Below are 12,840 nucleotides of genomic sequence, written 5' to 3' on the forward strand. Positions count from 1 at the left end.
ACCCTCCGGATGGCGGTACGCGTCGTTGCCGCCATCCTCGCACCGGGTCGTCAGCCGGTGCGGCGGCGGAGGGTGGCGGCGCCGAGACAGAGGACGAGCAGGGCGCACCCCGCGACGATCAGGATGTCGCGGTAGAAGTCGGTGGTGACGTCCGTGTGGGTGAGGACCTGGTTCATCCCGTCGACGGCGTACGACATCGGCATGACGTTCGAGACGGCTTCGAGGACGGGGTGCATCCGGTCGCGCGGGGTGAACAGGCCGCACAGCAGCAGCTGAGGGAAGATCACGGCCGGCATGAACTGGACCGCCTGGAACTCGGAGGCGGCGAAGGCCGAGACGAACAGGCCGAGCGCTGTGCCGAGCAGGGCGTCGAGCAGGGCGACCAGGAGCAGCAGCCAGGGTGATCCGCCGACGTCCAGGCCGAGCACCCACACGGAGAGTGCAGTGGCCAGGACGGACTGGGCGACCGCGACGGCGCCGAAGGCCAGCGCGTATCCGGCGATCAGGTCGCCCTTGCCGAGGGGCATGGCGAGCAGTCGTTCGAGGGTGCCCGAGGTGCGCTCGCGGAGGGTGGCGATCGAGGTCACCAGGAACATCGTGATCAGCGGGAAGATGCCGAGCAGTGAGGCGCCGATGGCGTCGAAGGTCTGCGGGCTCGCGTCGAAGACGTAGCGGAGCAGCGTGATCATCAGGACCGGGACGATCAGCAGCAGCGCGATGGTGCGGGGGTCGTGCCGGAGTTGGCGCAGCACGCGGGCGGCGGTGGCCAGGGTACGGGCGGGGCTCAGCGGCCGGGGGGCGGGCGTGGTGGCCGTGGTGCTCATCGGGTCGCCTCCTTGCGGGCGGTGGCGGCCGCCTCGTCGACGAGGTGGAGGAAGGCCTCCTCGACGGTGGCCGAGCCGGTGCGGGTGCGGAGGGCGTCGGGGGTGTCCGCCGCGAGGACGGTTCCCTCGCGCATGAGCAGCAGCCTGTGGCAGCGCTCGGCCTCGTCCATGACGTGGGAGGACACGAGGATCGTGGTGCCGCGGTCGGCGGCGAGGGTGTGGAGGAGGTTCCACAGATCGCGGCGCAGCACGGGGTCGAGGCCGACGGTCGGTTCGTCGAGTACGAGGAGTTCGGGTGTGCCGAGCAGGGCGACGGCGAGCGAGACACGGCTGAGCTGGCCGCCGGAGAGGTTTCCGGCGAGGGCGTCCGCGCGGGTGGTGAGGTCGACGTCCTGGATGACGCGGGTGACGGTTTCCCTGCGGGAGTCACGGTGGGCGCGCCCGGGCAGCAGCACCGCCGCGAAGTAGTCGAGGTTCTGGCGGACGGTGAGGTCGGAGTAGACCGAGGGGGCCTGGGTGACGTAGCCGACGCGGGGGCGCAGGGCCGGGTGGCCGGCAGGGAGGCCGAGGACGTCGAGGGTTCCGCCGACCTTCGCCTGGGTGCCGACGACGGCACGCATGAGCGTGGACTTGCCGCAGCCGGAGGGGCCGAGGAGGCCGGTGATCCTGCCCGGCTCGACGGTGAAGTCGAGGCTGCGCAGGACGGTGCGGTCGCCCCGCTCGACGGTGAGGGCGCGGGCCTCGACGGCCCCCGGCGGTGCGGCGCCTTGGGAATTCATCATGTGATGAATATTGATCCCGGTGAGGTCCTTCGTCAAGGGAGCGGAGCGTCGAGGACGCGGGTTCGCCCCGCCAGGAGGTCGGCACGCCAAAGGCAGTACGTGGCTCGGGGCGCGGGTGGCTTACGGCTGCCGCTCTTCGCCGCCGACCTCCCGGCGGCCCGCGGAAGAGCTCATCCCGATACGGACGCTGGTGCCGCTGTGGCGCGGGCATCGCGGCGAGGGGGTGGCGCCGGGAGCGACGGCCGCCACCGTCGTGGTGACGAGCCTGTTCGAGGGGGTGCTGGTGGGGCTGCTGCCGGCGGTCACCAGGACCGCTCGGGACATCAGCCCTGTGCACGTGGAGGAGGTGGACGAGGACGCCGGCGGTGCGCTGCGGGTGCCGGGCCGTGTCACGTTGCTGCGGCTGCGGCTGCGGCTGCGGCTGCCGAGGCTGCTGGACGCCCCGGGACGCCCTGCCGCGCGGACGGAAGGTGGAGCTGGATCCGTCCGGGCCGCGGCACACCGGCCACGCGTGCGCCGCCGGGTCCGAGGGGTGGGTCGGAGACCCCACTGCTGGCGCGGTCTACGGGCTGCTCGCGCCGGCGGCGGTTCGCCGCGCCGGACCGCCGCCGGGCTACGCGCGCCCCGGGCGCTTCCCCTTGCCGCTCCTGCGGGCCGCCGGGTTACCGGTGCGGGCCGAACGCCGCTTCACGTACTGGGCGAGCGCCGTCTCGTACTCGGTACGCCGCAGCTTCTCGCCCGGTGCCTCGATGAGCGAGCGGAAGAAGTAGGCGAGGAGCGAACCGATGAAGCCGATCGACTTCAGGCCCCGCAGGCTGTCCTCGCGGGACGGGTCGGACGGTCGGCGGCCGAACCCCTCCCAGGTCCTGCGGAACGCGATGGCGCTGCAGACCGCGAACATCAGCACGACGAGCATGCCGACGAGGCCGCCGACGTCGGCGATCTCCAGGCCCTCGTACGCGAAGCGCAGGACGAAGCACGCGGCCACGGCCGCCGCGAGCGAGCCGACGCTGGCCCCGGCGCGCCGCAGCCCGTAGCCCCCGTCGTGGTCGACCCAGGTCGTACCGAAGAAACGCAGGGGCTCGGGCTGCGGCCCTGGTGCGGTGCCGCCGGGCGGCGTACTGCCGGAGGGCGTGCCGGATGCTTCGCTGTTCTCGCTCACGGAATCGATTATCCCCGGGCGGGCACCGTACGGGTCAGTCGCAGCGCGGGGCGATGTACCCGTCACTGCCCGTGTGGACATAGGCGTCCGCCACGAACTCCCCGCCGGCGATGTTGTCCCAGAGGTTCGACGTGCCGTACGGACCGGTGACCCGCTCCCCCGGCTTCTGGCAGTAGACCGGGACGCTCATGCCGTACGGAAGGGTCCGGACGATCCCGTACTGCGTGCCCGGTCCCTTGCGGACGTTGACGCGGTACCCGGGAGCGATCGGGTACCGGGCGACGCCCACCGCGAGCGTCACCACCCCCTGCTCGCCCCGCTCGTCCGCCGCCGCGCTGTCCGCGATACCGGTGTTCTCCCCAACGCCCATGAAGGCCTCCCCCGTTGAAATGACGCGTACGACGCGCAGGCTAACAAGCCCCACGCTGCTCGCACGCACCATCGACTAGGCTCCGTGCGTCGCGCTTGCGCACGAACACACGGGGGTGGGCGATGCCGCCGCTGCGAGGGACCGGATCACATCCGGAAGCGGAGCATCCTGAGTACGCAGGGCAGTACCGGCTGGAGGCATGTCTCGGGGCGGGCGGCATGGGCGTGGTGCATCTGGCCCGCTCCCCTTCCGGGCTGCAGCTCGCGGTCAAGGTGGTGCACCGCCAGCATGCCGCGGACCCTGAGTTCAGGGCCCGGTTCCGGCAGGAGGTGGCGGCGGCCCGGCGGGTCAGCGGCGCGTTCACCGCGCCGGTCGTGGACGCCGATCCGACCGCCGCGCTGCCCTGGATGGCCACCCTGTACGTGCCCGGCCCGACGCTGTCCGCACAGGTGAAGCGGAACGGGCCGATGAGCCCCGCCGAACTGCGCAGGCTGACGGCCAGCCTCGCCGAGGCGCTGCGCGACATCCACCGGGCCGGAGTCATCCACCGGGATCTGAAGCCGAGCAACGTGCTGCTTCCCGACTCCGGGCCCAAGGTCATCGACTTCGGGATCTCCCGGCCCTACGACAGCGACCTGCGCACCGAGACGGGCAAGCTGATCGGCTCGCCGCCGTACATGGCGCCCGAGCAGTTCCAGCGGCCCCGGGAGGTCGGGCCCGCCGCGGACGTCTTCGCGCTGGGCGCGGTCCTGGTCCACGCGGCGACCGGCCGCGGGCCCTTCGACTCGGACAGCCCGTACATCGTGGCGTACCAGGTGGTGCACGACGAGGCCGATCTGACCGGGGTGCCCGGGGACCTCGCCGGGCTGGTCGGACGCTGCCTGGCGAAGGACCCGGCGGAGCGTCCCACCCCGGACGAGATCATGGCGGCGCTGCACCCCCCGTCGTACGAGGCCGCGGCGTTCATTCCGGCCCAGCGGCGACCGGCCGCGTCGGCCGTCACCGGGACCGGGGACGCGGCGGACGGACCCACCCATGTGCGGGCGGCGGACGGGCTGCCCTCCCGGGCCGGTGGAGTCCGGCGGCGTACGGTGCGCCGGCTCGCGGCCGCCGCGGCGGTCCTCGCGCTGGTCGCCGGATGTGTGTGGGCGGCCGGGGCCCTCGGCGGATCCCCGGCACCGGACGCGACGGACTCCGGTGGGAAGGAGGAGCGGCCGCCGGCCTTCGTCCCCTGGCAGACGACGCTGCGGTCCCCGAGCGGCTCCACGCCGTCGTGCTCCCCGGGCGGCGAGGCGCTGTACTGCGTCGCGGCAGGTTTCGGCACGGCGCGGCTGGATCCGTCGGACGGCCGGGTGGTCTGGTCGCGCCGGGACGCCTCGCCCGAGGCCCCCGAGCTGGGGACGGCGCCCGACGGCACGGCGTACACCGCCGAACCGGGCGGCAGACTCCTGGCGTACGCCCCCGGCCGGGCCGCGACACTGTGGGAGACGGGTCTCTCCGCCTACCTGGACGTCCCCTTCCCGGCGGGTGACACGCTGCTGATGGCCGGGCGGGACGGCACCACCCGGGGACTCGACGCGAGGACCGGTGCGTCCCGCTGGCGGCACGCCGTCCCCGGCCACCAGCAGCCGGGCTACGCGCTGTACGACGGCGGGACCGGGCTCGCCTACGCCTTCGAGCACTCCGCGGACGGGGCCACCACCCTCGTCACCGCGGTCGAGGCGCGGACGGGACGCACGGACTGGCAGCACCGGCTGGACGGGATGCTCACCCCGGCCGGGACCGCCGGCGGGTCGCTCCTACTGACCTCGATGAACGGCAGCGCCCTGACCACCGGGCTGGTCCGCTACGACCCGGTGCCGCGGAACGCGACGCCGCTTCCGCTGCCCTACCGGATGAACGCGCCGGAGGTCGTGGTGGCCGGCACCACCGCCTTCCTGCTGGAACGCGGTGGCGCGCTGCTGGCCGTCGACATCCGTCCCGGCGCGGCGACGGCCGAACGGTGGCGGCTGGAGACGGCCGTCGGCCTGACGTCGACGCCGGTCCTCGGCGCGGGGGACCGCCTGTACTTCTCGGCGGCCGACGGGCGGCTGCTGGCCGTCGACACGGAGCGCGGGACGCTGCTCGGCCAGACCCGCCCGCGGCTGAGAGCGGGGAAGCTCGGTCACGCCTCGTCGCTGCCCGCTCCCGTGGTCCTCGGCCGGAGCGTCGTCGCGACGGCCCCGGACGGATCCGTCTTCGCCGTGGACGCGGACGACCCCGCCCGCTGGTGAGTGACCAGGGGCGGGGCCGGACGGGGCTGCCGGGGTGTCAGCCGAGCTTGGAGACGTCGCGGACCGCGCCGCGGTCCGCACTCGTCGCCATCGCCGCGTAGGCGCGCAGGGCGGCCGAGACCTTGCGGTCACGGTCCTTCGGCGCGTACACCCCGTTCAGCGCCTCGCGGCGGGTGGCGAGCTCGGCGTCGGGGACGAGGAGTTCGATCGATCGGTTGGGGATGTCGATCCGGATCCGGTCGCCGTCCTCGACCAGCGCGATCGTGCCGCCGGACGCCGCCTCCGGCGACGCGTGGCCGATCGACAGCCCGGACGTGCCGCCGGAGAAGCGGCCGTCGGTGACCAGGGCGCAGCTCTTGCCGAGCCCGCGGCCCTTCAGGAACGACGTCGGGTAGAGCATCTCCTGCATGCCGGGACCGCCGCGCGGGCCCTCGTAGCGGATGACGACGACGTCGCCCTCCTTGATCTCCTTGCGGAGGATCTTGTCGACGGCGGCGTCCTGCGACTCGCAGACGACGGCCGGACCCTCGAAGGTCCAGATCGACTCGTCGACGCCCGCGGTCTTCACGACGCAGCCGTCCTCGGCGAGGTTTCCCTTGAGGACGGCGAGGCCGCCGTCCTTGGAGTACGCGTGCTCCATGTCGCGGATGCAGCCGCCGGCCGCGTCCAGGTCCAGGGTGTCCCACCGCTCGGACTGCGAGAAGGCGGTCGCGGAGCGCACGCAGCCGGGGGCCGCGTGCCAGAGCTCGATGGCCTCGGGCGACGGGGAGCCGCCGCGGATGTCCCAGTTCTTGAGCCACTCGGCGAGGGTGTCGGAGTGGACCGAGTGCACGTCCTCGTTGAGGAGACCGCCGCGGTGCAGCTCACCCAGCAGGGCGGGGATGCCGCCCGCCCGGTGGACGTCCTCCATGTAGTACGTGCCGCCGGGGGCCACGTTGGGAGCGACCTTCGACAGGCAGGGCACGCGGCGCGAGACCTCGTTGATGTCGTCGAGGTCGTAGTCGAGCTCGGCCTCCTGCGCCGCGGCGAGCAGGTGCAGGATCGTGTTGGTCGAGCCGCCCATGGCGATGTCGAGCGCCATGGCGTTGTCGAACGCGGCGCGGGTGCCGATGGCCCGCGGCAGGACGGTCTCGTCGTCCTGCTCGTAGTAGCGCCTGGTGATCTCCACGACCGTGCGGCCCGCGTCCTCGTACAGCGCCTTGCGGGCGGTGTGCGTGGCGAGGACGGAACCGTTGCCGGGGAGGGAGAGGCCGAGGACCTCGGTCAGGCAGTTCATCGAGTTGGCCGTGAACATGCCGGAACAGCTGCCGCAGGTGGGGCAGGCGTTCTCCTCGATGCGGAGGATGTCCTCGTCGGAGATGCTTTCGTCGACCGCGTCGCTGATCGCGTTGACCAGGTCGAGCTTGCGGACCGTGCCGTCGACGAGGGTGGCCTTGCCGGCCTCCATCGGACCGCCGGAGACGAAGACCGTCGGGATGTTGAGGCGCATCGCGGCCATCAGCATGCCGGGCGTGATCTTGTCGCAGTTGGAGATGCAGATCAGGGCGTCGGCGCAGTGGGCCTCGACCATGTACTCGACGCTGTCCGCGATGAGGTCGCGGGAGGGAAGGCTGTACAGCATCCCGCCGTGCCCCATGGCGATGCCGTCGTCCACCGCGATCGTGTTGAACTCGCGGGGCACCGCGCCCGCCGCCTTGATCGCCTCGGAGACGATCCGGCCGACGGGGGCGAGGTGGGTGTGGCCCGGGACGAACTCGGTGAAGGAGTTGGCCACCGCGATGATCGGCTTACCGATGTCCTCACTGGCTACGCCGGACGCCCGCATAAGGGCGCGGGCGCCCGCCATGTTGCGGCCGTGGGTGACAGTGCGGGACCTCAGCTGGGGCATCGTCGCTCGCTCCTTCGACAGAAAAGACTGTCTCCGAGCGTACGCCTCGCTCCAGGATCTGGACAATGTGTCCGGATTTCGGGACACAGTGCCCTGTGTCCGGGCGGGGCGGCGCGCCGCGGCACGGTGCCTACGGGGCGTCCCGCTCCGTGAGGTACCGCTGGAGCGTCGGGGCCGCCATGGCGATGATCTTCTCCGGGTCCGCCGAGGCCAGGGGCTCCGCCCGGAGCACGTACCGGAGGATCGCGATCCCGATCATGTGCGAAGCCGCCATCTCGGCGCGGAAGGTCGGATCGGGCACGTCCAGGTCCGCCGCGATCCGCTCCAGCAGCCGCCGCAGCACGAAACCGCGCAGCACCTTCGCCGCGGCCTCGTGGGTGAGCGCGGAGCGCAGGATCGCCAACAGGGGGGCCCGGGTCGCCGGGTCCTCCCACACGCCGATGAAGGTGCGGGCCAGCCGCTCCCCCATGCTCTCCACGGGGCCGGCGAGGATGTCCGGGACGACGAGCGCGGGCTCGAAGGAGACCTCGATGGCCGCCGCGAAGACCTCGTCCTTCGTGCCGAAGTAGTGGTGCACCAGGGCCGCGTCCACGCCGGCCTCCTTGGCGATGCCCCTGATCGACGTCTTGTCGTAGCCGCGCCCGGCGAATTCCGTACGGGCCGCCGCGAGGATCCGGGTCCTGGCGTCGGGGCCCGTGCTCGTCGCCGCGCCGGAGGGGCGCCCCCGGCGCCGGGGGGCCCGGCCCTCGGGTCCTTCGGGCGTCACGAGCGGGGAGCCCGCGCCGAGGACGCCAGGTGGAGCCGGGTGAAGGCGAGGGCCTCCGCCAGGTCGGCCTCGCGTTCGGCCGACGACATGGCGCGGCGCGTGTTGACCTCGATGACCACGTGCCCGTCGAACGCCGTCCGGGCCAGTCGCTCCAGCAGCTCCGCGCAGGGCTGGTCGCCCCGGCCCGGCACCAGGTGCTCGTCCTTGCTGGAACCCTTGCCGTCGGCGAGGTGGACGTGGGCGAGCCGGTCGCCCATCCGGTCCACCATCGCCATGCTGTCGGTCCGCGCGGTCGCGGTGTGCGAGAGGTCCACGGTGAAGTGCCGGTAGTCGTGCCGGGTGACGTCCCAGTCGGGGGCGTACGCGAGCATCTCGCGGTCCCGGTAGCGCCACGGGTACATGTTCTCGACGGCGAAGCGCACGTCGGTCTCGTCCGCCATGCGCCAGATTCCGGTCACGAAGTCCCGCGCGTAGTTGCGCTGCCAACGGAACGGCGGGTGGACGACCACGGTCGACGCCCCGAGCTTCTCCGCCGCCGCCCTGGCACGCTGGAGCTTCACCCAGGGGTCGGTGGACCAGACCCGCTGCGTGATCAGCAGACAGGGGGCGTGCACGGCGAGGACCGGCACTCCGTGATAGTCCGAAAGACGCTTCAGCGCCTCGATGTCCTGGCTGACGGGATCGGTCCAGACCATGACCTCGACACCGTCGTAGCCCAGGCGCGCAGCGATCTCGAAGGCCGTCGCCGTCGACTCCGGATAGACGGAGGCCGTCGACAGGGCGACCTTCGCATCCGGGATGCGCACCACTGGATCTGCCACGTGGACAGGGTACGGGCAGTGGTACGCGTCGCCGCGGGGCCCCGGCCGAAAGTGAGAAGGCCCATGGGGCGGATACGGCGGTCAGGTGAGGGCGGCCCGTATAGGCGGGAGGTGGTCCAGGCGGCGCAGGATGACCCCCTCGCGCAGCGCCCAGGGACAGATCTCCAGCTCCTCGACCCCGAACAGGTCCATCGCCGCCTCGGCGACCAGTGCCCCCGCGAGCAGCTGTGCGGCGCGCCCCTCGGTGACCCCGGGCAGGGTGCTGCGCTGCTCGACGGTCATCGCCGACAGCTTCGGCACCCACTCCTCCAGGGCCTTGCGGGTGAGAACACGCTGCACGTACAGGCCTTCGGCGGAGCGTGGGGCGCCGGCGATCCTGGCGAGCTGCTTGAAGGTCTTGGAGGTGCCGACCACGTGGTCGGGCGGCCCGAGGCGGGTGAACTCACCGACCGTCCGGGCGATGCAGGTGCGGATGTGCCGGCGCAGCGCCCGTACGGCCGTGGGGTCCGCGGTGTCGCCCGGCAGCCAGCTCGCGGTGAGCCGCCCGGCTCCGAGCGGCAGCGAGACGGCGGCGTCGGGCTCCTCGTCCAGCCCGTACCCGACCTCCAGGGACCCGCCGCCGATGTCCAGGACCAGCAGCTTCCCCGCCGACCAGCCGAACCAGCGGCGGGCGGCCAGGAAGGTGAGCCGCGCCTCCTCCTCACCGCTGAGGACGGCGAGGGCCACGCCCGTCTCGTCCTGTACACGGGTCAGCACCTCGTCCGCGTTGGTCGCCTCGCGCACGGCGGAGGTGGCGAAGGCCAGCACGTCCTCGCAGCCCTTGTCCTCGGCGGCCCCGAGCGCGTCGGTGATCGTCGACACCAGGCGGTCGACCCCCGCGGGGCCGATCGCTCCTTCGGGATCGAGCAGTTCGGCCAGCCGAAGTTCCGCCTTGTGCGAGTGCGCGGGCAGCGGGCGGGCACCGGGGTGCGCGTCGACCACCAGCAGATGAACCGTGTTCGACCCCACGTCGAGGACTCCGAGTCTCATACCGGAACGCTACTGCCGCCGCGGACTTACTCTTGGCGCGTGCCAAAGACGAAAAAGGCGAAGCCGGACAAAGTCACGAAGAAGCAGAAAACGAAGCAGGAGATGCAGCAGCCGGAAGCAACAGGGCCGCACGGGCCCGACGAGAAGGGGCTCGACTTCGCGCGGGCCTGGGTCGAGTTCCCGGACCCCGCCGACGACGAGCAGGTCTTCCGCTGCGATCTGACATGGCTCACGTCCCGGTGGACGTGCATCTTCGGCAGCGGCTGCCAGGGCATCCAGGCGGGCCGGGCGGACGACGGATGCTGCACCCTGGGCGCCCACTTCTCCGACAAGGACGACGAGAAGCGGGTGGCCGGGCACGTCGCGCGGCTCACCCCGGACCTGTGGCAGTTCCACGACGTCGGCACGAAGACGGGCTGGGTCGGCGTCGACGAGGACGGCGAACGCCAGACGCGGCGCTGGGAGGGCTCCTGCATCTTCCAGAACCGGCCCGGGTTCGAGGGCGGCGCGGGCTGCTCGCTGCACATCCTGGCCCTGCGTGAGGGCAAGGAGCCGCTGGAGACGAAGCCCGACGTGTGCTGGCAGCTGCCGGTCCGGCGTACGTACGACTGGATCGACCGGCCCGACGACACACGCGTGCTCCAGATCTCGATCGGGGAGTACGACCGCCGGGGCTGGGGCCCGGGCGGTCACGACCTGCACTGGTGGTGCACGTCGGCGACGTCCGCGCACGGGGCCGGGGACCCGGTCTACGTGACCTACCGCCCCGAGCTCACCGAACTGATGGGTGAGGAGGCGTACGAGCGGCTGACCGAGCTGTGCGAGCAGCGGCTGGCGTCGCTGCTGCCGATGGCACCGCATCCGGCGGATCCGGCCTGACCGGAGCGGTGTGCCACGCCCGGGCTTCGGGCCGGCGCCCCGGCTTCCTTTCCGCTCGCCGGTTCCGTGCACCGGCCCGCCGTGACGGCGGCCCGGTGTGTGAGGGACGTCCGCTCCCCCGCGCACCGGGCCGCCGTCTCGCTGTGCGTCAGTCCGCGGAGTCCGGTGACGGCTCGCCCGGCCCCTCCGTCGGACCGGACGGCGCGGGGGTGGGGGACGCCTCGGTCGGGGACGGCGTGGGACCGGGCGAGCCCGGCGGGCTCGTCGGCGGATCGGTCGGGGACGGCGTCGGCTCCGGAGTGGGGTCCGGGGACGGGCCCGGCGACGGAGGCGGGGACGACGGCGACGGACCGGGCGGACCCGACGGATCCGGAGCAGGGTCCGGGCCTCCGTCGGGCGGTGCCGCGACGCCGTACCCCGTGACCGCGACCGCCGAGCCCGACGGGGCGAACACGACCCGTGCGCTCCACGGGCCCTCCGGTTCGGCCGCCTCGTTCACGAGCACCCGGACGGTGACGCTCCGCCCGGGGGCGAGCGTGCCGGACGAACGGCTGAGGTGCAGCCACGGAGCCTTCACCCGGGCCGACCAGGCGACGGCTTCGTCACCGGTCGCCGTCAGCGTGATCGTCGTACGGCCGCCGGAGGAACGGGCCACGATCCGGATCGCGTCGGAGGCGTGCGGACCGCCCCCGGCGCTGATCACCTCGGCCGTGACGTCCGGCCTCCGGGCGGCGTCCGTGAAGCGGTGGTTACTGTCGGGGCGGGCGTTGCCCGCGTTCTCGTAGGGGCCGTTCGGCTCTCCGGCGAGGCCGGAGGCGTCCCCCGCCTCCGTCGCCGTGACCGAGGTGCCGTCGCGGCCCTCCCCGGTCGGCGGTGCGCCGCGGTAGGCCGCCCACAGGGCGATCACGGGGGCCGCGACCACCGTCGCCACCACCGTCGTCGTCACCACCCGTGCGCGCAGCCGGTCCCGGCGCGCGGCATGGTCCTTCGGGTCCAGCGGGAAACCCGTCCGGCCGAAGCGCGGGCCGGCCGGACGGGCCCGTCTGGCGTGGGCCAGTGCGACGTGGACCGAGGGGCGGGGCGCCTCGACGACGGGCAGCACGGCGACCCGGTGGACTCCCGCGCCGGGCCACGGCCCGGTGGCACCGGCCCGCTCGGCGGCGCGGCGGCAGCGGGGGCAGTCGTCGACGTGCCGCACGAGCTCCCGGCGCAGGGCCGCGGAGAGCAGCGCCTGGTGGGTGCCGGTGAGCCGGGCGACCGTGGGGCAGTTCCCCGACTCGACGACGGCGAGGGCGGCGCGGGTGCGCTCCACCTCGCAGGCCGCCGCGGCCAGGAGTTCCCGGGCGTCGGCCGGTTCGAGGCCGAGGACGGCGGCGACGGCGCGGGGGGTGAGCCGGTGGCGTACGGCGAGCTCCAGCGCCTCGCGCTGCTCGGGGGTGGTGCCCGCGGCCTCCGGCCAGGCCAGCTGTGCCAGCTCGCGCCTGCGCGCCTCGGCCGCCGGGGACTCGGCGGGATCCGGGGCGAGCGCCTCCTCCGGAGTGCCGCGGGAGCCGGCCGCGGAGGCCGCAGGCGGGGCCGGGGCCGGTGGGGTCCGGCGGTGGGCCTGGCGGCCCCGCCTCTGTTCCGTGAGCGCGCGCAGACAGGTCCACCTGGCCAGGGCGTAGAGCCAGGATTTACGTTCCGCCTCGGCCGGGGGGCACCGGCCGTCCTGCCGTTCCGCGATCGCCAGGAGCGAGCCGAGCGCCTCGGTCGCCGCCTCGTGGTCGCACAGCACGGAGAGGCAGTAGGTGAACAGGCCGTCGAGGTACGGCTCGAAACGTGCCGCCGGCAGCTGGGCCGACGGGCGGGGCACGCGGCGGTGCGCCCGGTGTGCGCCGGTGGTGCGTCCGTGGGTCTCCAGCCTGCTGCTCGTCACGTGGCGACCGTAGGCAGACGAGGGCGCCTCCCTGGGGGCCCTTTCCCGCATTTAATCCTTATGAGTGAAGGTATCCCCCGAAAGAGGACAGGAATCCCAGAATTCCACCGGTCTCCTGCATCGGGCACCTG

At 73.3% G+C, this 12,840-nt stretch carries 11 protein-coding genes; 2 read left to right on the forward strand and 9 right to left on the reverse strand.

Annotation, left to right across the window (positions count from 1 at the left end):
- Positions 1-50: 50 nt before the first annotated feature.
- The 4 genes from OG927_RS14530 to OG927_RS14545 form a co-directional block, all read right to left on the reverse strand.
- A complete protein-coding gene (locus OG927_RS14530; RefSeq protein WP_330320277.1) occupies positions 51-824 on the reverse strand; it encodes an ABC transporter permease in 774 nt (257 codons plus the stop codon).
- Positions 821-1,606 (reverse strand): ABC transporter ATP-binding protein, encoded by a 786-nt coding sequence (locus tag OG927_RS14535; RefSeq protein ID WP_330320278.1) that lies wholly within the window; start codon positions 1,604-1,606, stop codon positions 821-823. The genes OG927_RS14530 and OG927_RS14535 overlap by 4 nt, the downstream gene beginning before the upstream one ends.
- A gap of 613 nt (positions 1,607-2,219) precedes the next feature.
- Complete coding sequence (locus OG927_RS14540) at positions 2,220-2,768, reverse strand: hypothetical protein (RefSeq protein ID WP_209470266.1); 549 nt, start codon at positions 2,766-2,768, stop codon at positions 2,220-2,222.
- A 34-nt stretch (positions 2,769-2,802) separates the two neighbouring features.
- Complete coding sequence (locus OG927_RS14545; RefSeq protein WP_056793551.1) at positions 2,803-3,138, reverse strand: SH3 domain-containing protein; 336 nt, start codon at positions 3,136-3,138, stop codon at positions 2,803-2,805.
- 122 nt (positions 3,139-3,260) lie between these two features.
- Here OG927_RS14545 and OG927_RS14550 point away from each other — a divergent pair, with 122 nt between their 5' ends.
- Complete coding sequence (locus OG927_RS14550) at positions 3,261-5,411, forward strand: protein kinase domain-containing protein (protein WP_330320279.1); 2,151 nt, start codon at positions 3,261-3,263, stop codon at positions 5,409-5,411.
- Positions 5,412-5,448: 37 nt separating this feature from the next.
- Here OG927_RS14550 and ilvD read toward each other — a convergent pair whose 3' ends face one another.
- From ilvD to OG927_RS14570, 4 genes are all read right to left on the reverse strand, one after another.
- The gene (ilvD, locus tag OG927_RS14555; RefSeq protein WP_056793549.1) at positions 5,449-7,299 is read right to left on the reverse strand and encodes a dihydroxy-acid dehydratase; all 1,851 of its coding nucleotides are present in this window, start codon (positions 7,297-7,299) and stop codon (positions 5,449-5,451) included.
- 130 nt (positions 7,300-7,429) lie between these two features.
- Entirely contained in the window at positions 7,430-8,065 is a 636-nt protein-coding gene (locus OG927_RS14560) for a TetR/AcrR family transcriptional regulator (protein WP_056793548.1), read from the reverse strand.
- A complete protein-coding gene (locus OG927_RS14565) occupies positions 8,062-8,886 on the reverse strand; it encodes a sugar phosphate isomerase/epimerase family protein (RefSeq protein ID WP_079099573.1) in 825 nt (274 codons plus the stop codon). The genes OG927_RS14560 and OG927_RS14565 overlap by 4 nt, the downstream gene beginning before the upstream one ends.
- 81 nt (positions 8,887-8,967) lie before the next feature.
- Positions 8,968-9,915: a Ppx/GppA phosphatase family protein gene (locus tag OG927_RS14570; RefSeq protein WP_056793546.1), complete on the reverse strand. Its 948-nt coding sequence runs from the start codon at positions 9,913-9,915 to the stop codon at positions 8,968-8,970.
- 39 nt (positions 9,916-9,954) lie between these two features.
- On the opposite strand from OG927_RS14570, the gene OG927_RS14575 reads away from it, so the two are divergent.
- On the forward strand, positions 9,955-10,794 hold the full coding sequence (locus OG927_RS14575; protein WP_056793545.1) for a hypothetical protein: 840 nt from the start codon (positions 9,955-9,957) through the stop codon (positions 10,792-10,794).
- A gap of 148 nt (positions 10,795-10,942) precedes the next feature.
- On the opposite strand, the gene OG927_RS14580 is transcribed toward OG927_RS14575, so the two are convergent.
- A complete protein-coding gene (locus OG927_RS14580; RefSeq protein ID WP_408058069.1) occupies positions 10,943-12,709 on the reverse strand; it encodes a BACON domain-containing protein in 1,767 nt (588 codons plus the stop codon).
- Between the last annotated feature and the right edge of the window lie 131 nt (positions 12,710-12,840).

It is taken from the genome of Streptomyces clavifer, from assembly GCF_036345975.1.
GTDB lineage: Bacteria > Actinomycetota > Actinomycetes > Streptomycetales > Streptomycetaceae > Streptomyces > Streptomyces clavifer.